Source organism: Vannielia sp. SX4, assembly GCF_052828525.1.
Genome location: NZ_CM128247.1, coordinates 485,904 through 505,443 on the forward strand (window position 1 = coordinate 485,904; position 19,540 = coordinate 505,443).

The window sequence follows — 19,540 nt, forward strand, 5'->3', positions numbered from 1 at the left end:
GCCATTTCATCTTCAGCGGCTGATGACCTGGCAGCTCTCGGCCTTCACCAGTTTGCGGCTCTCCCGCTGCGTGGCCCCCTTCAGGGCCCGGCCTCTTCCGGCCTCCGTCACCTGCGTGGTCGAAGAGGAGACAAGTTCGGTCAACTGGCACTTGTTTCCCTGCAGCGCCACTTTCATCCGAAAGCCCGCCTCGGTCACCTGTTTGCTCCCTTCAGCGGTTGTCAGCACACGGTTGGCGTTGACGGTGGCGGTCAGCCCGCTTCGGCTGAGCTGGTAGCGGCTGCGCGTGTCGACGGTGGCCTTGTAGCGTTCACCGAAAGCCCGCCTCGGTCACCTGTTTGCTCCCTTCAGCGGTTGTCAGCACACGGTTGGCGTTGACGGTGGCGGTCAGCCCGCTTCGGCTGAGCTGGTAGCGGCTGCGCGTGTCGACGGTGGCCTTGTAGTTCACCGAGATGCCGGGGGGCAGGCGCACCTTGCTGCCGTCGTTGCAGGCTTCGGTGCGGCTCTTGGCCGAATAGCTGCACGACTTGCGCTGTCGGCTGGAGGGGCCTTCGAAGACCAGCGCCGAGGCCGAGCCATCCGCCCCACGCTTAGCACCAATCTCAAAGGTCTTGCAGTTGGATTTTACCGTTTCAATCGCCAGCAGCCCGCCGAACTGGTTGATGTCATAGACTGTGCGGCAAGTGTCGTTCGACCGGCCGAGGCCACGGGTGCGTACCTGTTTTTCGGTAAAGCTCATCCGCAGCTTCAACTCTGCCTTGGCGGTTGTTGCCGGCAGGGTCGCGGCCAACATCAGGGCGAGGGACCACGTCAGAAGTTTCATCTCATCACCTCCCGCAGGGCCGCCTTGCGCTCAATTGCAGTAGGTCCGGCCATTATAAGTTGCACATTTGCGCGCCGAGCCGCCACCCCCGCTGCTGCTCCGCTTGGGTTTGGAGGCCTTGGCCTGCCGGACCTGACAGGAGCCGCGCGTGTCCAGGTATTGCCCGGAGGGGCAGGTCTTCAGCTCACAGCGATTGTCGACCTTCACCTCGCGAACTGAGCAAACCAGCGGGCAGGTGCCTTCGGGCATCATCTGCATCAGGCCAGCAAGGGTGATCGAAAGCTCCATTTCCGAGATGTCGGGCACCGCATCGCGCAGCCGGTCCATCGCCTGCTCCGAGCGGCGGCCCCAGTCGCCATCCACCGGCCCGGCATCGCAGCCCAGACGGTTCAGCTCTTCCTGAAGGGTAAAGAGCATGTCTTCGTGCTCCTCATCCTCGATTGGCATGAACACCGTGGCCGGGATCGCCACGCGCACGATCGGGGTGCCGTCATCGGCGCGCGTAACCTGCACGTCTTCGCCGATGATACCGTCGGTGTTGACCCCTTCGGAAACATCCACCTCCGCGGCGTCATCGATCAACACCGCCGCCTCTGCCCCAGCCTCGCCAACGGCCTCCTGAGCAAGCAGGGGCGCGGAAGCGGCCAGACCCGCTCCGATCACGAGGGCAAGCACGGCGCAAATCCGCCGGTAGGGGTTCGTCATTCAATCCATCTGCGCGGCGCCAAGCGCTGCGGCCACGCACCTTTCGCAGCAAAGCCTAGCAAAAAAGCCCCGTTGTCACCAACGAGGCTTTCTCACATCTGCGGGATGTTGCCGCAGGGTCTCAGGCGCGGCTCAGCCCGGGTTCTTGGCGAAGCGCAGGTAGGGCAGTTTCTTGTCGAGCGTGCCGTATTTCGCTTCAGCCGCAGTGTCGTCCAGCGCCAGTGCCACGATCACGTCCTGTCCGGTTTCCCAGTTAGCGGGGGTGGCCAGCGGTTGCTCGTAGGTGCGCTGCAGCCCGTCGAGCGCGCGCAGCACCTCGGCAAAGTTCCGGCCCACGGTCATCGGATAGGTCATGACCAGCTGCACCTTCTTGTTCGGCGCAATGATATAGACCGAGCGCACCGTCGCGCTGTCGGCCGGGGTGCGGCCATCGGGCAGGTAGGCATCGGCGGGCAGCATGTCGAAGGCCTTGGCCAGCTCCAGACCGTCATCAGCCACGATCGGAAATGTCGGCTCGGCGCCGCAGAAACTCTGGATATCGCCCTTCCATTTCTTGTGATCTTCCACGCCGTCGACCGACACGCCAAGCACCTTGGTGTTCCGCTTGGCCCATTCGTCGGCCAGCTGGGCCACCGCACCAAACTCGGTGGTGCAAACGGGGGTAAAGTCCTTCGGGTGAGAAAAGATGATCGCCCAGCTGTCGCCGATCCAGTCGTGCAGCGAGATCTCGCCCTGGTCGGTGGTGACGGTCAGGTCGGGGGCGGTGTCGTTGATGCGCAGAGCCATGAGGTATCCTCCTTCGGGCAGCGTTTCCTTGCGGCAATAGATACGCGTGGCAGACAAAATTGAAAGGCCCGTGCTGCCCAGAGAAGGAGGGCGTTTTGCCACTGGATGGACAGGGCGAACCTGCGTCTCCTCAGCGCCGGGCGCGTGGCACGGCGGTTCCGTGCAAGCATTCAACCTATAAGCGAAATCTCGCCGAGGTGGTTGCCCCTGCCGCCTCACATCACAGGTTTGCGAGGACGGAGCTCACAACAACAGGGAGAGAGACATGAAACCAGTCATCGTGGGGGCACTGGCCCTATCGTTGGCCGCTGGCCCGCTCGCCGCGCAGGAGGCGGCCATTTTTTCGGGCGACGACCGGATTCATCCGGTCTACGCGCAAAACGGCATGGTCTCTGCCCAAGAGGCCGTGGCGGCGCAAGTCGGGCTCGACATTCTGCAGGCCGGCGGCAATGCAGTGGATGCCGGTGTGGCCGTGGCCTTTGCGCTCGCCGTCACCCTTCCCCGCGCAGGCAACCTCGGCGGCGGCGGCTTCATGATCGTGCATGATGCCGAGAGCGGCGAGACCAAGGCCATCGACTATCGCGAGATGGCCCCGGCCTCTGCAGATCGCGACATGTTCCTCGACGCCGAGGGCAACGCTGACAGCAACCTGAGCCGCTTCACCGGCTTGGCCACCGGCGTGCCCGGCACCGTGGCTGGCATGCAGATGGCGCTGGAGCAATACGGCACAATGACGATGGCCGAGGTCGTCGCCCCCGCCGTCGCTCTGGCCCGCGACGGGATCGACGTGACCCCGGGCCTCGCCGACAGCCTCAAGGGGTTGGAAAAGCGGCTGAAGGCGCACCCCTCCTCTGAGGCGATCTTTTACAAGGAAGGCGGCGGCTTTTACGAGCCGGGTGAACGGCTTGTGCAGGCCGACCTCGCCGCCACGCTCCAGAAAATCGCCGATGAAGGCCCGGATGGATTCTACAAAGGCACAGTGGCCGAGGCGATCAGCAAGGCCGTCACCGATGCCGGCGGGCGCATCACCGTCGAGGACATGGCCGGCTACAAGGCCGTGCTGCGGGAGCCGGTGACCGGCACCTATCGCGGCTACGAGATCGTCTCTATGCCTCCGCCGTCTTCCGGCGGCGCGCATATCGTGCAGATCCTGAACATTCTCGAGGAGTATCCGGTCGGCTGGCTCGGGCATAACTCGGCGGAGACCATTCACCTGATGGCCGAAGCAATGAAGCGCGCCTATGCCGACCGCTCCGAGTATCTGGGCGATAGCGACTACGTCGATGTGCCGCTCGCCGAGATCACCTCCAAAGACTACGCCGCCGCGATCCGCGAAGAGATCAGCCGCAACGTGGCCACGCCCTCCAGCACCATCAAACCCGGCAACCTTGCGCCCTACGAGAGCAACGAGACCACCCATTTCTCAATCGTCGACAAGGATGGCAACGCGGTCTCCAACACCTACACCATCAACTTCTCCTACGGCTCCGGCATGGTTGCCGATGGCACCGGCGTGCTGATGAACAACGAGATGGACGACTTCGCCGCCAAGCCCGGCGTGCCCAACGCCTATGGGCTGATCGGTGGGGATGCCAACGCGGTGGAGGGCGGCAAGCGACCGCTGTCTTCGATGAGCCCGACTCTGGTGATGAAGGATGGCGAGGTGTTCATGGTCACCGGCTCGCCCGGCGGCTCGCGCATCATCACCACCACGCTTCAGGTCATCATGAACGTGATCGACCACGGGATGAACATCGCAGAGGCCAGCACCGCGCCCCGCATCCACCACCAGTGGCTGCCCGACGAGATCCGCACCGAGGATGGCATCAGTGCCGATACGGTCGCGATTCTCGAGCAGAAGGGCCACAAGCTGCGCCAGCAGTCGGTGATGGGCTCTACCCAGTCGATCATGGTCGACAAGGAGGCCGGCCTGCTCTTCGGCGCGTCCGACCCGCGGCGGGTGGATGCCGCGACTGTCGGCTACTGATCCAAAAGGCCCGCCGGTTCACCCCGGCGGGCTTGCTCTTTGCATCCAATCATGTTGACCTCAACTCAAATGGTATGGAGGCCGAGATGAAAGACAGCCAGCTGAAGGTTTGGGGCTACGATTGGGTGCCCGATTTCGCCAAGGGCCAGGTGCGCGACTTCCGCCTGCGCTGGGCTTTGCTGGAGGCCGGGTTGAGCTATGATGTGGCCCATGTGGCGATGGGCACGCAGGGCAAACCCGAGCATCTCGCGCGCCAGCCCTTCGGGCAGGTGCCTGTGCTCGAAGTCGACGGTGCGCCGATGTTCGAGAGCGGGGCAATTGTCTGGCGGATCGCTGAACAAAGCGACGCGCTCCTGCCTCCGGGCGTAGACCGCTACGCAGCCCTCAGCTGGGTCTTCGCCGCGCTCAACTCGGTCGAGCCTCTCACCGCCGTCGTGGGCACCGTCCAGACCTTCGTGGACGATCGCGAAGCCGCAGAACGGGTGGCGCCGACACTCCGGGCGATGGCTGGTAAAAAGCTGAAACGGCTGGCCGGGGCTCTGGGTGAAAAGGACTATCTGCTCGGCGACACCTTCTGCGTCTCCGACCTGATGATGGCCTCCGTCCTGCATGGCCTCGACGGGCTGAACCTGATCGAAGAGCACCCCACCCTCGTCGCCTACCGCGACCGCTGCCTCGCGCGCCCCGCCTACCAAAAGGCGATGGCCGATCAGATTTCAGAGATTGAAAGCAACGCGGCGAAATACGCGCGGTAGGCCGCGCTGGCGCGGCGAAGAGTGGGATCAGAACGGAACCTTGGCCCGAAAGCTCACACCCTTCCCCCCATCCGGGTGAAGCACCCGGAGCATCTCGGCGTGGAGCATGAGGCGCGGAAAATCGCGCGCCGCACCTTCGGCATAAAACGGATCACCCAATATAGGGTGCCCGATTTCGCGCATATGCACCCTGAGTTGATGCGAGCGCCCGGTCTCCGGCATCAGTCGCACCCGGCTCTCTCCCTTCCCGGCCTTCAGCCGCTTCCAACGCGTCACCGCGGGCTTGCCAGTCTCATGGTCCACCATCTGCCGCGGCCGATTGGGCCAGTCCACGATCAGCGGCAGGTCAACCACACCCTCCGCCTCGGCCAACTCACCCCAAACCCGCGCGATATACTGCTTCTTCGTCCGCCGGTGCTCGAATTGCAGGCCAAGGTGGCGCTGGGCGTGGGGAGTCAGTCCAAACACCATGACGCCGGAGGTGTCCCTGTCCAGCCGATGCACGAGCAGCGCCTCAGGGAAGGCCGCCTGAACCCGCGACAGCAGGCAATCGGCAAGGTGCTCGCCCTTTCCCGGCACAGAGAGCAAGCCGGAAGGTTTGTTCACAACCAGCAACTCATGGTCGTGGTGCAGCACGTCGAGCGGCGTGTCGGGCGGCGCGTAGGTGTCACTCATTCCTGCGGCAACCCGTCCGCGATCTCGTAATAGTCACCCTTGCTGGCCACGTGCAGGTGCCGCTCCAGCTGCAAGCCCGTTGGGTCGTCCAATGCCCCCAGCGAAAACCCCATGTCGCCCGATCCCAGCCGCTGCCAGAACAGCACCGACCCGCAGGCCGGGCAAAACCCGCGGCGGGCCGTTGTACTGGCCTGATACCACCGCACTGTGCCCTTGATCTCGATCTCTCCTTCGGGCACCTCAGCATCGGCCATGAAGTGCCCCGATTGCTTGCGGCATTGCGTGCAATGGCAGGCCACCGCCTCGTCCGGCGTGCCCGTCACATTGAACCGCATCGCGCCGCAGTTACATCGACCGGTAAGACTCACCGCTGCTCCACCCCGTCCGCGATGTCATAGTAGTCGCCTTTGTCGGCAGTGAAGATGTGCTTCTGCAGGCGCAGGCCGGTCGGCCCATCGATGGAGCCGAGCGAAAAGCTGGTGGTGTCCTCGTCATTGTGCTTCCAGAACAGGAAGCTTCCGCAGGTCGGGCAGAAGCCGCGTTTGGCGGTGTCGGAAGACGCATACCACTGCGGCGCGCCCTCGATCCGCAGTTCCTCATCCTTCACATAGGCGGAGGCCCACAGGTGCCCTGACATCCGGCGACACTGCCCGCAATGGCAGACCGAAACACCCTGCGGCACCCCCGTCACCTCGTAGCTGATCGCCCCGCACAGGCAGCTGCCCCTCAAACTCACCGCCAGTGCCCCCCGTTGCCAAAGGCCACCTCCAGAACGCGGGTCAACCCGTCGGCATCGGCCTGATTGAAGGCGGCAGGCTGGTCACTGTCGATATCAAGCACGCCAATCAGCCGCCCCGAGGCCCCGCGCACAGGCAGCACGATCTCGGAGCGGGTGGAGGAGGAGCAGGCAATGTGGCCGCGAAAGGCCTCGACGTCATCCACCAGTTGCACCTCGCCGGTCTGCGCACAGGTGCCGCACACGCCCTTGCCGAAAGGGATGACAAGGCATCCGTGCCCGCCCTGATAGGGGCCGATCTTCAGCATGCCCGGTGCGGTGACGCGGTAGAACCCCGTCCAGTCAAAGCGGTCGTCGGCATGGTGGATCTCGCAGGCCAGCGTGGCCATGATCGCCACCTCATCGGTCTCACTCTCGGTGAGGCTGTCGACCACCTTGGCGAGCGCGGCATAATCCACCTCAGGCACGCTCGATTGCGATGGCCGTGCCCTCGCCTCCGCCAATGCAAATCGCCGCCACGCCGCGCTTGAGGTCCCGCTTTTCGAGAGCGTTCAGCAGCGTCACCATAATCCGCGCCCCGCTTGCCCCGATCGGATGGCCGAGCGCACAAGCTCCGCCGTTGACGTTGATCTTGTCGCGCGGCACGCCCATCTCGTGCATGAAGGCCATCGGCACCACGGCAAAGGCCTCGTTCACCTCCCAGAGGTCCACATCCTCCACGCCCCACCCAAGGCGCTTCAGCAGCTTCTGCGTGGCAGGCACGGGCGCGGTGGTGAACCAGCCGGGCGCCTGCGCGTGGCTCGCATGCCCGAGGATATGGGCGCGGATCGGCAGGCCGGAGCCTTCCCCCGCCAGCACCAGCGCCGCCGCGCCATCAGAGATACTCGAAGAGTTCGCCGCCGTCACCGTGCCGCCCTCGCGGAAGGCGGGCTTCAGCTGCGGGATCTTGTCAGGCCGGGCATTGCCGGGCTGCTCATCCTCGCCAACAACCATCTCGCCCCGGCGCGACTTCAAGGTAACCGGCGTGATCTCGCCCTCGAAGCGGCCCTCCTTCTGAGCCGCCAATGCGTTTTCGAGCGATCCGAGCGCGTAGTCATCCTGCGCCTGGCGGGTAAATTGGAACTTCTCCGCGCAATCCTCGGCAAAGGTGCCCATCAACCGGCCCTTGTCGTAGGCGTCCTCCAGCCCGTCGAGGAACATGTGGTCGATCACCTGCCCGTGGCCGATCCGGGCGCCGCCGCGCATCTTGGGCAGCAGGTAGGGTGCGCCGGTCATGCTCTCCATCCCACCAGCGATGACCACATCTGCGCTGCCGCCCGCGATCGTGTCGAACCCGGCCATCGCGGCCTTCATGCCGGAGCCGCACATCTTGTTCAGCGTGGTGGCCGGTAGTCCCTCGCCCAGCCCGGCGGCAAAGCCGGCCTGCCGCGCCGGGGCCTGGCCCTGACCGGCGGGCAGAACGCAGCCCATCAGCAGTTCATCGGCGCTCTCCGCCCCGGCCTGCTCCATCGCCGCACGAATGGCCGCGCCGCCGAGCTCGGCGGCGGTCACATCGGAAAAGGCGCCCTGAAACCCACCCATCGGCGTCCGTGCCGCCCCTGCAATTCCTACCCACGCCATCGCTCTCTCCCTTGGCCTCTCTGCTCCCGTGCATACCGAATGGTAAGGTTTCACGTCTAGGCCTGACGCAACCCCAATTGCGACGGAGCAGGCTATGAATGTTGATGCAACTCCCAAGGGCAAGGTGCTGCTGGTGACAGTGGCCGAAAGCCGGATCGACGCGGCGATTTCAGTCGCCTTCAAGGAGCGGATGCGCGAGCTGACCGTCGGCCACCCGGGCCGGATCATCGTGGATATGAGCGCCGTTGGGTTCCTCGACAGTTCCGGCCTCGGTGCCGTGGTGGGTGCAATGAAGCAGGTAGACCCCGGCGCAACGCTGGAGCTTGCGGGGCTGACGAGCACGGTCGCCAAGGTGTTCAAACTCACGCGGATGGACACTGTCTTTGCCATCCACAGTTCCGCAGAAGCCGCGCTGGCCGCCGATGAAAATGCCGCCTGACCCCACCGCCTGATGCCCAATCGCGCCCGTATCGAAAGACACGCCGATCGCCCGCCGCACCCCCGGCTGCTGGAGGGCCAGCGCAACGCGCTGCGCATCGTGCTGTCGAGCACCCCGCTGGAGGTGCGCCGCGCGCTGGAGCGTGTGCTGGGCGACCTCTCTCCGCTGCAACTCTCCGAAGATGATCGTGGCACCGTCGAGCTGGTTCTGGCGGAAGTTCTCAACAATGTCGTCGAGCACGCCTATGAGGCGGCGGCCGCAGGGGTAATCGAGATCAACGTGTTGCAGGGCCAACAACGCCTGTTTTGCGCGGTCACGGACCACGGGCGCGCCATGCCGGGCCTTTCTGCCCCTTCGGGCGAGGCGGCGGCTGTCGATGTGCCGACCGAGGCGCTGCCAGAGGGCGGCTTTGGCTGGTTTTTGATCCGCGAACTCTCAGATGATCTAAGTTACCGCCGCGACGGAGACGAGAATCGCCTGACGTTCTCGCTCAAGGTCGGCTCTTTGGCCAATCGCGGCTAACGCAGCCTCCATTCCCGCCTGCGCCCTAGCGCTTTCCGCCGCAGCACACTGCCAAACCTCCCTTCCACAGCAGCATTGTTTCGCAGTCGGAAATCACCGCCCCAAAATGGTCCCTATCCGACCAAAACCCAGACAGGTTCAACCCGCACAACAAAGGGGTAGCTGCATATAGCTTCCCTCGGCGCCACGCTTCATAGCCCCCACCCAGTGTGTGGCGTCGAGGTTCTTCTCTTTCTCCCCATCGCCACCTTGCCGCTGCCTTCCGTGCCGCCTAGTCTCGCCGCCGGAGGACAGACCCCATGCGCAATTTTGAATACCCCGGTCGCTCGCCCGTGCTGGCGACCAACGGCCTTTGTGCCACCTCGCATCCGCTCGCTGCACAGGCCGCGGTGGAAATGCTGAAATCGGGCGGCAACGCGGTGGATGCCGGCATTGCCGCCGCCGTTTTGCTCGGCTTCTGCGAGCCGCAGAGCACCGGGATCGGCGGCGATTGCTTTGCGCTGATCAAGCCCGCCGGCTCCATTGAAATCCACGCGCTCAACGGCTCCGGCCGGGCGCCGGCTGGCGTTGATGCCGATGCACTCCGGGCCGAGGGAGATGCCATTTCTCTCACGTCGCCCCATTCCGTCACCCTTCCCGGCGCCATTGCCGGATTTGCCGCGCTTTCAGAGCGTTATGGCCGCAAGGGCCTCGCCGCCAGCCTCGCGCCCGCGATCCACTACGCCGAAGAGGGTATCCCCGTCGCGCCGCGCGTGGTGCGGGATTGGCAGGCCGCAGGGGCCACGCTGCAAGGCGCCGCGCGAGAGCACTATCTGATGGGCGGCAAGGTGCCGGAGGTCGGGCAGGTGTTCAGGGCACCCGGCCAGGCCGAGGTGTTGCGCCGGATCGCCAAGGACGGCCCCAAGGCCTTCTACGAGGGTGAGGTGGCCGAGGATATGCTGGCCGCCTGCGCCGGTGGTAGCCACGCGCTGGAGGATTTTGGCACCGTCACCGCCGACTGGGGCAGCCCGCTCACCGGGCCCTACCGCAGCCGCGACATCGCCGAGCACCCGCCCAACGGGCAGGGCGCTGCCGCACTGCTGCTCGCCGCGATCCTCGCTGAGTTCGACATCGCCGCGATGGACCCGCTCGGCCCCGAACGGACCCATATCGAGGCCGAAGCGATCAAGCTGGCCTACGATACCCGCAACCGTCTCATGGCCGACCCTGCCGCGATGAAAGACCCGGCGGCGCTGCTGCGCCCCGGCCTCGCGCAGGAACTCGCCGCGCTGATCGACCCGAAACGGGCAATGGCGCAGGTGACGAGCGTGACCGAGGCGGTGCATCGCGACACGGTCTACCTCTGCGTGGTCGACCGTGACGGCATGGCGCTTTCGCTGATCTACTCGGTCTTCCACAGCTTCGGCTCTGGCCTCGCCAGCCCCAAGTTCGGCATCCTGATGCAGAACCGCGGCGCTGGCTTTACGCTGGAGAAGGGCCACCCCAACGAGGTCGGGCCGGGGAAGCGGCCGATGCACACGATCATCCCGGGGATGATGCTCGAACAGGGCCGGGTGGAGATGCCCTTTGGTGTTATGGGCGGCCAATATCAGGCCGCTGGCCATGCGCGATTCGCCTCGAACATGCTGGATTTCGGGATGGATCCGCAGGAGGCGATCGACTTTCCGCGCCTCTTTGCCGAGAAGGGCGAACTCCAGCTCGAGGCCCCCTTCCCTGAGGCGACCCGGGCGGCGCTGGCCGATCTTGGCCACAAGGTTGTGCCGCCGCCCACGCCCATCGGCGGGGCGCAGGCGATCCGGATCACGGCAGATGGCGTGCTGATCGGTGCTTCCGACCCGCGCAAGGACGGCTGCGCCATTGGCTACTGACAGTAGGGCCTAAATCAGAAAACCCGTTGCGCTTCAGTTAGTTAAGCTGAAAGTGCAGCGGGTAGATCCCATCTTCGAACGGGCCGAAGAGATCGGGCAGGTCGGGGTGGTCCACCGGTTCGCCGGAGTAATCGGCCATCAGGTTCTGCTCGCTGACGTAGGCCACGTAGTAGCTTTGGTCGTTTTCCGCGAGCAGGTGATAGAACGGCTGGTCCTTGGACGGGCGGCTCTCTTCGGGGATGGCGTCATACCATTCTTCGGTGTTCGAAAACATGGCATCGACATCAAAGATCACACCCCGAAAGGGATGCTTTCGATGCTTCACCACTTGTCCGAGGTGATATTTCGCCCGGGTCTTCATCATACCATTGTGCTCCCCACGCCCCGATGGTTAGTGCAGGCGGGGGGCGATGTCTATCAATCGGCCCGGAAAAACAGGGAAACAGTGTGTGAACCTCGTTCTGACAGTGGCGCAAATTGTCGCGCCCGTATTCATCCTGGCAGCCATCGGCTTTGCCTGGGTGAAGCTCGGGCAAGACTACCCGATGCGGTTCATCACGCGGCTGGTGATGACCATGGCGATCCCCTGTCTGATCTTCGGCGCCCTGATGAAAACCGAGATCGACCCGCAGGCGCTTACCGCCGTCTCGCTGGCCGCGCTGGTGGCCTATCTCGTCGTCGTCGCCGTCTTCACCGGGATCGCCTTCGTGCTCCGGCTCGACCGGCGGACCTATCTGGCGCCGCTGATCTTTGGCAACACCGGCAACCTCGGCCTGCCGCTGGCGCTCTTCGCCTTTGGCGAGGAGGGGCTGGGCTTTGCCGTGGTGATCTTTGCGATCATGGCGATGATGAGCTTCACCTTCGGCATCTGGCTCGTCTCGGGGGGCGGCAATCCTTTAAAATCCCTTAAGGAGCCGGTCGTCATCGGCACCGCGCTCGGGGCGCTGTTTCTGTGGCAGGGCTGGCAGACCCCGAAGTGGATTACCAACACCGTCGATCTCATTGCGCAGGTCGCCATCCCGCTCATGCTTATCACCCTCGGCGTGGCCGTGGCCCGGCTGAAACCCGGCGACCTTGGCCGCTCCTTCTGGCTTTCGCTCCTCAAGGCCGCGCTCTGTGCCGCCATCGGCGTGGGCGCGGGCTGGGCCTTTGGGCTCGAAGGCACGGCCTTTGCCGTTCTGGTCCTGCAACTCATAACCCCGATTGCGGTTACGAATTACTTACTGGCCGAACGCTTCGGGGCCGATAGCACCGCCGTCGCGGGCCTTGTCGTGGCCTCGACCCTGCTTTCCGTTGCCTTCTTGCCGCTCGCCCTAGCCTTCCTGATCTGAAATTGATCACCGCTGCGCAGTAAGACATTCCAACGCGCAGGCAATTCGCCTATTCTCGGACAAAAGCGGCAAAGACCGCGCAATGAGGCGAGCGAGTGATAATGTTCAGGAAAATCGGCTGTATGCTGGTATTTGCCCTGCTTTCGGGCTGTGGTGGTGGGCGTGAGCTGGATAGCCCGCGCAACCTCGAAAATGCCTGCGCCTTGGCAGATGAGCGGCCCAAGTACCTGCGGGCCATGAAGCGCACGGAGCGGCGCTGGAACGTGCCGGTGCATGTGCAGATGGCCACGATCTATCAGGAAAGCAAGTTTGACGGCGATGCCCGCACCCCCTTCAGGTGGTCGCTCGGTGTGATCCCGATGGGGCGGCAGAGCTCGGCCTTCGGCTACTCTCAGGCGCTGGATGCGACTTGGCAGGAGTACAAGGACGAGACCGGCAATCGCCGCGCCAAGCGCGATGACATTCAGGACGCGACCGACTTCATGGGCTGGTACATGAACAAGACCCGCGAGAAGAACGGCGTGCCGCTGACCGATGCTCGCAACCAGTATCTCGCCTACCACGAGGGCCACACCGGCTTCCGCAATGGCAGCTACAACGCCAAGTCGTGGTTGGTGCGGGTTGCGGGCGAGGTCGGCGCCCGGTCCGAGGTGTATCGCACCCAGTTGCGGGCCTGCGGCAAGGCCTGACCGCCAATAGAAAAGGGCCGCACCCGATGGCGCGGCCCTTGTTTTATTGCCCTTCCGGCGCGATCAGTTGCCGCGGCGGTTGGTCTCCTGCGGGATGTTGAAGAGCGAGGGGCGCATGTTGCCGCCCTTGTTCAGCTCGCCCAGCACCACGGTCGTCTGGGTGCCGGTGTCATCGGTGATGACCCATTGGCGCAGTTCGACCGGCGAGGAGGTGAACACCAGCTCGATATGGCCATACTCGGGGTGTTCGGGGTCTTGGGCGCGGATGGTGGTGGTCTTGCCGTCGGACTTGTGGCCGGTGATCATGCCGGAGCGGTTGAAATCGACCGTCTTGGCTAGAATGATCGAGAGCGGCGTGCGGGCCAGCGGGTATTGCTCAGGGCCGGTGTTCGACTTGCTGTCGAAGATCGCCACCTGCCCGCCGCCAGCCATGACGAGGCTGTTATCGGGCTTGTTGTACTCGAACCGGATGCGCCCGGGACGGTGAATGTAGATCTGGCCGGTGGAGATGGTGCCATCGGAGTTGATCTGGGTAAACTCGCCCTTCGCGGTGGTGAAGTTGTTGAGATACTTCGACAAATTGGTGAGAGAGACCTTCTCGGCGGCGGCCGGGAGGGCGAGGGCCACCAGCAGGACCGGGGCCATCAGGGTGCGCAGGAGTTTCATGCGGCGCCTTTCTTGTTTCTGTGCAGGCTCAGTGCCCGTTAACGCCCTACTTAGGCTGTTTGCTCCTGATATGCGATAACAAGGCGGCGAGTTCGGGCCCAGTTGGGCGGTCATCCGTTAACAGAGCCTTGGCCCACCGCGCCAAACCCTTTCCAGCCGGAACGGGCGGGGAACACTGGCGATGCACAAGTGATGCACAACCGATGCACATTCCATGCATACGCACGTATGGCCGGATTCTGGTTAACCAATCGGGCGGGGGAGGGGGGTGGCAGGTTTCACCCACCCTACAGACTGTCCGCAGGGTGGGTGTAACGCATCACGTTCAGTTCTGCTCAGGCGCCAGAATCTCGCGTTTGCCGACGTGGTTGGCCGCGGTCACCAGCCCGTTCTCTTCCATCTGCTCCACGAGGCGGGCGGCCTTGTTGTAGCCGATGGCGAGTTTGCGCTGGATGTAGCTGGTGGAGCATTTTCGATCCTGGATCACCACCTGCACGGCCTGGTCGTAGAGCGCATCTTCGCCATCGGTGTTGCCGCCGAGGCCGAGGACGAGGTCGATGTCGCTCTCCTTGTCGTCATCCGGGCCTTCGACCACGCCGCTCACGTACTCGGGCGCGCCGAAGCTCTTGAGGTGGTTCACGACCTCCTCGACCTCTTCATCCGAGCAGAACGGCCCGTGGACGCGGGTGATGCGCCCGCCGCCGGCCATGTAGAGCATGTCGCCCATCCCAAGGAGCTGCTCGGCGCCCATCTCGCCGAGAATGGTGCGGCTGTCGATCTTGGAGGTCACCTGGAAGGAAATCCGGGTGGGGAAGTTGGCCTTGATGGTGCCGGTGATCACATCGACCGAGGGGCGCTGGGTGGCCATGATGAGGTGGATGCCAGAGGCACGGGCCATCTGCGCAAGGCGCTGGATGCAGGCCTCGATCTCCTTGCCCGCGACCATCATCAGGTCGGCCATCTCGTCGACGATGACGACGATGAAGGGCAGGGTCTCGGGCTTGAACTCCTCGGTCTCGAAGATCGGCTCGCCGGTGTCGTCGTCAAACCCGGTCTGGATCGTGCGCGAGAACATCTCGCCCTTGGAGAGCGTGTCGCGGACGCGGGCGTTGTAGCCCTCGATATTGCGCACGCCCATCTTGGACATCTTGCGGTAGCGATCTTCCATCTCGCCGACGACCCACTTGAGGGCGACCACGGCCTTTTTCGGGTCGGTCACAACGGGCGAGAGCAGGTGGGGGATGCCGTCATAAACGGAGAGTTCGAGCATCTTCGGGTCGATCATCACCATCCGCAGTTCCTCGGGCGGGAGCGTGTAGAGCAGCGAGAGGATCATGGTGTTGATGGCCACGGACTTGCCCGAGCCGGTGGTGCCCGCGATCAGCAGGTGGGGCATTTTCGCGAGGTTGGCCACAACGGGCTCGCCGCCGATATCCTTGCCGAGCGCGAGGGGCAGGCGGTGGTTGCCGTCGCCGTAGTCCTTGCCGGACAGGATCTCGCGGAAGTTCACCATCTCGCGGCGCTCGTTGGGCAGCTCGATGCCGATGACGGAGCGGCCGGGCACAGTGGAGACGCGGGCGGAGAGGGCCGACATGCTGCGGGCGATATCGTCGGCGAGGCCGATCACGCGGCTGGCCTTAAGGCCGGGCGCAGGCTCCAGCTCATACATGGTGACAACCGGGCCGGGGCGGACAGAGACGATCTCGCCGCGCACGCCGTAGTCATCGAGCACGGTCTCCAGCATCCGGGCGTTCTCTTCGAGCGCCTCGTCGGAGAGGTGGCTGCGGTCCACCGCTTTGGCGGGGGAGAGCAGGGAGAGCGGGGGCAGCTCGAACTTGGCCTCTTCAGGGTCGAAGGAGAGGGTCGGCTGGGCCTCGGCCTGCGCCCGGCGCGAGGGCTGGGCGGGCTTGCGGACCGGGTGCTGCACCACGGCGCGGGCCTCGGGGGAGGGCGCCGGGGTGGCCACGGCAGCGGCGGGGGCTGCGGCGGGCGCGGCGGTGACGGGCGGCTGGGCCGGGATCGGCACGGCCTCGCGTTCCAGCACCTCAACCTCCTCGTCGAGCATGGCCATCGGCGCGGGCGGCACGGCGCCCTTGGTGTTCAGCAGCAGCGGTTGCGGCTTGCGGGCGCGCACCAGCGGCGGCTCGGCGGGCAACCCGTTGGAGAGCACCGGGCGCACCGCCCCGCCACCACGCGCGCGCTGGCGGATGGCATCGGAGATGCGGGCGCGGATACGGTCATCGGCGGGCTGCTCGGGGTCGTATTCGACCTGCGGCTCATGCTCCACCAACTCCGGCTCCACCGGGCGGCGGACGAGGCCGGTGACAGAGGCCAAGAGGCCCTTGCGCTCAGGCGCGGGGGCCTCGAGCACGGGGTCATCATCGCGCATCACCAGCGGGCGCGGGGTAAAGTCGGTGCGGGCGGGCGCGGGGGCGGCGGCCTCGGTCAGAAGCTCGGCTTCGGCAGCAGCCTCGCGCCGGGCATCGCGGCGGGCCTTCACGGCCTGCGCCAGCGTGAGCGAGCCCTGCGCGCCCTTGCCCATCAGCTTCATCGCGCCGGCATAGAGCATGATCAGGCCGACCAGCAGGAACTTTCCGAACAGGCGCAGCTCGAGCTTGGTGCAGCCAAGGGCGAAGACCAGCATCGCCAGCGCGCCGAGGCCAAAGGGGATGGCCAGCAGCTTCACGCCAAGGCCCGCGCCGATGGGCAGGATGTTGAGCAGCGCGCCCAGAACGGTATCTCCGAACAACCCGCCAAGGCCGAAGCTGTGCGCCCAGTCGCCGCCGGGGGTGAGCATGGCGCCGTAGATCGCGGCCAGCGCCACGGCAATCGGGGCGAACACGAGCCGGGACAGGGCCCGTTCGCTCCCGTAGTGCCGGGCAAAGCGGATGCCCCATGCGCCGAGGATCACCGGCAGGGTCCAGGCCGCGTGGCCGACGATGATGAAGAGCGGCCCGGCGATGGAGGCGCCGAAGCGGCCCAGGATGTTTTGCGCCGGGGCGTCGGTGGCGGAGAGCCACGAGGGATCGTCTGGCACATAGGAGCCGAGCATCAGCGCCACGATGAGACCGGCGGCGATAAGCCCGATCCCGATCATCTCCTTGCCGCGTTTCTCGATTGCCGCCTGCATGGCGCTGTCGAACAGCGGGTCACGGTGTTTTGCCTGATATGCCATCTTGTCCCTCGTCCTGATCCTCAACTTGCGAGGCAGTCGCGGAGCCTTGTCAGCCCCGCCTGCAACTCGTCTGTATCTTTCGTCACCATCGCCACCCGGATGTAGCCTGCGCCGGGGTTCACCCCGTTCGTCGCGCGGCCAAGGTAGGCCCCCGGCAGCACCTTCACCCCGGTCTCGCGCCAGAGTTTGAGGGTGGCCTGCTCGCTGTCGTCGACCTTGAGCCACAGGAAGAACCCGCCTTGCGGGGGCATGTAACCCGGCCAGTCGGCGAAGATCTTGTCGGCGATCGCGTATTTCTGCCGGTAGAGCGCCCGGCTTTCCTCCACATGGGCCTCGTCTGTCCATGCCAGTTGCGCCACGTGTTGCAGAGGCAGGGGCATGGGCGCGCCGGAGTAGGCCCTGAGCCGCTTGATGGCGGTCAGGTTGGCCGGGCCGGAGGCCACGAAGCCCGAGCGCAGGCCGGGGAGGTTGGAGCGTTTGGAGAGCGAGTGAAAGCTCACGATCTTTTCCGGGTCAGCGCCCAGCTCGGCGGCAACCTGCAGCACGCCAGGGGGTGGGGTCTCGCGGTAGATCTCGGAATAGCACTCGTCGGCGAAGATGCGGAAGCCGTAGCCCTCGGCCATGCCGATCAGCTCGCGCCAATAGAGCGTATCGGCCACCGCGCCCTGCGGGTTGGAGGGCGAGCAGATGTAGGCGATCTCGGCGCGGGCGAGGATATCTTCCGGCAGGGAGGCGAAATCGGGCAGAAAGCCGGTTTCGGCGGTGGCGGGCACCAGCACAGGCTCGGCCCCGGCGGCGGCGGCGGCCACGGCATAGACCTGATAGAACGGGTTGGGGATGAGCACCGTCGGCGTGTCGCCATTGGCGGCCCGCTCGGGGCAGAGCGCGAGGCAGGCGTTGAACAGCCCCTCGCGGGTGCCGTTGAGCGCCATCACCTGCGTTTCGGGGTCGAGGGTCACGCCATAGCGGCGGTTCAGCCAGCCGGTGATCGCCGCCTTCAGCTCGGGCGTGCCATCGTTCGGCGGGTATTTGGCAAAGCCTTCAACGGTTTCGGCGATGACGGGAGCGACGAAGCCGGGCAGGCCGTGGCGCGGCTCGCCGATCGTCATATCGATCACCTCCCCGCCCGGCTCGGTGCCGTGCAGGAGCTTCCGCAGGCGCGGAAAGGCGTAATCTGGCAGGTTCGAGAACCGCTCTGGAAAGGTCATCTTGTTTGTACGTTACTGCCTCGGGTGCAGGGTCTTTGCCCCGCTTTTGCAGGCAGGATAGGCCGCGTGGGCGGGCCCCGTCCAGCGAAACCGTTGCTGTTTGGTCCGGGTGAGGCGCGAATTGTGGCATTTGAGTCAAACGGTTGTCCTACGACATGCCCGCAGCCTCAGCGCAGCGCCTTCTCCGCCGCAGCCCCGAGCCGCAGCAGCCGCTCCTCGCCCATCGGGGTGCCCATCAGCATGATGCCGGTCGAGGGCAGGCCGGTGGGCAGGGTGAGTGCGGGCAGGCCCATCAGGTTGCCGATGCGGGTATTGCGCAGGGCCATCAGGTTCTCGGCGGTGAAGAGCGCCTCGTCGGCCAGCACATCGGCCTGTTTGGGCGGCAGGTTGGCGACGGAGGGGATGAGCACTGCGTCGAAGCCCGCGGTGGCCTCGGCCCATTCCGCCCGCAGGCGGTGGAGGGTGTGCCAGGCGGCGATGTTCTCGCGCGCGGCCACATCGCGCCCGCCCCGGAAGCGGGCGAGCACGGGGGGATACATCTTTTCGGGCGCGGCCTCGATCTCGGCCTCCCATGTGGCATAGGCCTCAGGCGCGTAGAGCGGCCCGGCCAGCGCCATCGCCTCTGTGACCAGCGGCAGGGCGCGGCGGGTGACGAATGCGCCTGCGGCCTGCAGCCGCTCGACGGCGCTGTTGAACCCGGCAGAGACGGGCCCGGCCAGATCATCCAGCGCCACGGTTTCCAGCACCATCAGGCGGGTTCCGTGCAGGCTGGCGCCGCGCAGGTCGGCGGGGCGGCATGCCTCCATTACCGCCAGCAGCTCGGCGGCGTCTTCCACGGTCCGGGTGAGCGGGCCGATGGTGTCGAAGCTGGCGCAGAGCGGGACGGTGCCGGTAAGCGGCAGGCGGCCCGAGGTGGTTTTGAGGCCGACAAGGTCGTTCCACGCGGCGGGCGTGCGGACGGAGCCGCCTGTGTCGGAGCCGATGCCAGCCGCCGCCAGCCCGAAGGCTACCGAGGTCGCCGCGCCGGAGGAGGAACCGCCGGAGACGGCCTCATGATCGTTGACGCAGGGCGGTGAGGCGGTGACGGGGTTGAGCCCGAGGCCGGAGAAGGCCAGCTCGGTCTGGTGGGTCTTGCCGAGGCAGACGAGGCCTGCGGCGGAGGCGCGGGCGAGCACGAGCGCGTCGCGCGCGGGCGTGCGGCCTTCGAGCAGTTTGGAGCCGCTTTCGGTCGCCACGCCCGCGGTGTCGAAGAGGTCTTTCCACGAGATCGGCACGCCATCGAGCAGGCCGCGGCGGGTGCCGGCCTTGGCGCGGGCTTCGGCTGCCTCTGCCTCTGCCAGCGCCCGTTCGCGGGTGAGGCGGGCATAGATGCGGGGGCCGAACTCATGCGCCTCGATGGCGGCCAGCATCGCCTCGGTCAGCGCCAGAGGGGAGATCTCGCCCCGCCCGATTGCCCTGCCCAGCTCCGATGCCGATTTGCCCTGCCAGTCCATATCCGTCTCCCCGTTCTTCGCGGCGACGGTAGCGACGCCGCGCCCCTTGGACAATCCCGCGT

The 19,540-nt window shown here is 65.6% G+C and carries 21 protein-coding genes; 7 read left to right on the top strand and 14 right to left on the bottom strand.

Features of this window, described 5'->3' with window-relative positions; genetic code table 11:
* Nucleotides 1-12: 12 nt before the first annotated feature.
* The 4 genes from ACUXVX_RS02450 to ACUXVX_RS02465 all read right to left on the bottom strand — a co-directional run bounded on the left by ACUXVX_RS02450 (nt 13) and on the right by ACUXVX_RS02465 (nt 2,314).
* A complete protein-coding gene (locus tag ACUXVX_RS02450; RefSeq protein ID WP_446310223.1) occupies nt 13-198 on the bottom strand; it encodes a hypothetical protein in 186 nt (61 codons plus the stop codon).
* 112 nt (nt 199-310) lie between these two features.
* On the bottom strand, nt 311-823 hold the full coding sequence (locus ACUXVX_RS02455) for a hypothetical protein (RefSeq protein ID WP_446310224.1): 513 nt from the start codon (nt 821-823) through the stop codon (nt 311-313).
* Between the two features lie 30 nt (nt 824-853).
* Nucleotides 854-1,528 (bottom strand): peptidoglycan-binding domain-containing protein, encoded by a 675-nt coding sequence (locus tag ACUXVX_RS02460; RefSeq protein ID WP_446310225.1) that lies wholly within the window; start codon nt 1,526-1,528, stop codon nt 854-856.
* A 132-nt stretch (nt 1,529-1,660) separates the two neighbouring features.
* Complete coding sequence (locus ACUXVX_RS02465; RefSeq protein WP_446310226.1) at nt 1,661-2,314, bottom strand: peroxiredoxin; 654 nt, start codon at nt 2,312-2,314, stop codon at nt 1,661-1,663.
* Between the two features lie 265 nt (nt 2,315-2,579).
* Between ACUXVX_RS02465 and ggt the strand changes: the two genes are divergently transcribed.
* Both ggt and ACUXVX_RS02475 read left to right on the top strand, forming a co-directional pair.
* Nucleotides 2,580-4,301 (top strand): gamma-glutamyltransferase, encoded by a 1,722-nt coding sequence (ggt, locus tag ACUXVX_RS02470; RefSeq protein WP_446310227.1) that lies wholly within the window; start codon nt 2,580-2,582, stop codon nt 4,299-4,301.
* An 86-nt stretch (nt 4,302-4,387) separates the two neighbouring features.
* Nucleotides 4,388-5,056, top strand: coding sequence for a glutathione S-transferase family protein (locus ACUXVX_RS02475; RefSeq protein WP_446310228.1), 669 nt, complete (start codon nt 4,388-4,390; stop codon nt 5,054-5,056).
* 27 nt (nt 5,057-5,083) lie between these two features.
* On the opposite strand, the gene ACUXVX_RS02480 is transcribed toward ACUXVX_RS02475, so the two are convergent.
* The 5 genes from ACUXVX_RS02480 to ACUXVX_RS02500 are packed head-to-tail and all read right to left on the bottom strand — an operon-like array spanning nt 5,084 to nt 8,087.
* Nucleotides 5,084-5,731, bottom strand: a complete 648-nt coding sequence (locus ACUXVX_RS02480) for an RluA family pseudouridine synthase (protein WP_446310229.1) — start codon at nt 5,729-5,731, stop codon at nt 5,084-5,086.
* On the bottom strand, nt 5,728-6,066 hold the full coding sequence (locus ACUXVX_RS02485) for a GFA family protein (protein ID WP_446310230.1): 339 nt from the start codon (nt 6,064-6,066) through the stop codon (nt 5,728-5,730). The genes ACUXVX_RS02480 and ACUXVX_RS02485 overlap by 4 nt, the downstream gene beginning before the upstream one ends.
* A 29-nt stretch (nt 6,067-6,095) precedes the next feature.
* Nucleotides 6,096-6,467 carry a GFA family protein gene (locus ACUXVX_RS02490; RefSeq protein ID WP_446310231.1) on the bottom strand — a complete coding sequence of 124 codons (372 nt, stop codon included), beginning with the start codon at nt 6,465-6,467 and terminating at the stop codon, nt 6,096-6,098.
* A complete protein-coding gene (locus tag ACUXVX_RS02495; RefSeq protein WP_446310232.1) occupies nt 6,464-6,934 on the bottom strand; it encodes a GAF domain-containing protein in 471 nt (156 codons plus the stop codon). The genes ACUXVX_RS02490 and ACUXVX_RS02495 overlap by 4 nt, the downstream gene beginning before the upstream one ends.
* Complete coding sequence (locus ACUXVX_RS02500; protein ID WP_446310233.1) at nt 6,927-8,087, bottom strand: acetyl-CoA C-acyltransferase; 1,161 nt, start codon at nt 8,085-8,087, stop codon at nt 6,927-6,929. The genes ACUXVX_RS02495 and ACUXVX_RS02500 overlap by 8 nt, the downstream gene beginning before the upstream one ends.
* Before the next feature lie 94 nt (nt 8,088-8,181).
* On the opposite strand from ACUXVX_RS02500, the gene ACUXVX_RS02505 reads away from it, so the two are divergent.
* From ACUXVX_RS02505 to ACUXVX_RS02515, 3 genes are all read left to right on the top strand, one after another.
* Nucleotides 8,182-8,526, top strand: coding sequence for an STAS domain-containing protein (locus tag ACUXVX_RS02505; protein ID WP_222471232.1), 345 nt, complete (start codon nt 8,182-8,184; stop codon nt 8,524-8,526).
* A 12-nt stretch (nt 8,527-8,538) separates the two neighbouring features.
* Nucleotides 8,539-9,048 (top strand): ATP-binding protein, encoded by a 510-nt coding sequence (locus ACUXVX_RS02510; RefSeq protein WP_446310234.1) that lies wholly within the window; start codon nt 8,539-8,541, stop codon nt 9,046-9,048.
* 299 nt (nt 9,049-9,347) lie between these two features.
* Complete coding sequence (locus ACUXVX_RS02515) at nt 9,348-10,916, top strand: gamma-glutamyltransferase family protein (protein ID WP_446310235.1); 1,569 nt, start codon at nt 9,348-9,350, stop codon at nt 10,914-10,916.
* Between the two features lie 37 nt (nt 10,917-10,953).
* On the opposite strand, the gene hspQ is transcribed toward ACUXVX_RS02515, so the two are convergent.
* Nucleotides 10,954-11,280 carry a heat shock protein HspQ gene (gene hspQ, locus ACUXVX_RS02520; protein WP_222471229.1) on the bottom strand — a complete coding sequence of 109 codons (327 nt, stop codon included), beginning with the start codon at nt 11,278-11,280 and terminating at the stop codon, nt 10,954-10,956.
* Nucleotides 11,281-11,365: 85 nt separating this feature from the next.
* On the opposite strand from hspQ, the gene ACUXVX_RS02525 reads away from it, so the two are divergent.
* Complete coding sequence (locus tag ACUXVX_RS02525; protein WP_446310236.1) at nt 11,366-12,247, top strand: AEC family transporter; 882 nt, start codon at nt 11,366-11,368, stop codon at nt 12,245-12,247.
* A gap of 101 nt (nt 12,248-12,348) precedes the next feature.
* A complete protein-coding gene (locus tag ACUXVX_RS02530; protein ID WP_446310237.1) occupies nt 12,349-12,936 on the top strand; it encodes a transglycosylase SLT domain-containing protein in 588 nt (195 codons plus the stop codon).
* A 63-nt stretch (nt 12,937-12,999) separates the two neighbouring features.
* On the opposite strand, the gene ACUXVX_RS02535 is transcribed toward ACUXVX_RS02530, so the two are convergent.
* The 4 genes from ACUXVX_RS02535 to ACUXVX_RS02550 all read right to left on the bottom strand — a co-directional run bounded on the left by ACUXVX_RS02535 (nt 13,000) and on the right by ACUXVX_RS02550 (nt 19,478).
* Nucleotides 13,000-13,602: a LolA family protein gene (locus ACUXVX_RS02535; RefSeq protein ID WP_446310238.1), complete on the bottom strand. Its 603-nt coding sequence runs from the start codon at nt 13,600-13,602 to the stop codon at nt 13,000-13,002.
* Nucleotides 13,603-13,927: 325 nt separating this feature from the next.
* Complete coding sequence (locus ACUXVX_RS02540; RefSeq protein ID WP_446310239.1) at nt 13,928-16,777, bottom strand: DNA translocase FtsK; 2,850 nt, start codon at nt 16,775-16,777, stop codon at nt 13,928-13,930.
* Between the two features lie 20 nt (nt 16,778-16,797).
* Nucleotides 16,798-17,985: an aminotransferase class I/II-fold pyridoxal phosphate-dependent enzyme gene (locus ACUXVX_RS02545; protein ID WP_446310240.1), complete on the bottom strand. Its 1,188-nt coding sequence runs from the start codon at nt 17,983-17,985 to the stop codon at nt 16,798-16,800.
* A gap of 167 nt (nt 17,986-18,152) precedes the next feature.
* Nucleotides 18,153-19,478: an amidase gene (locus ACUXVX_RS02550; RefSeq protein WP_446311495.1), complete on the bottom strand. Its 1,326-nt coding sequence runs from the start codon at nt 19,476-19,478 to the stop codon at nt 18,153-18,155.
* Between the last annotated feature and the right edge of the window lie 62 nt (nt 19,479-19,540).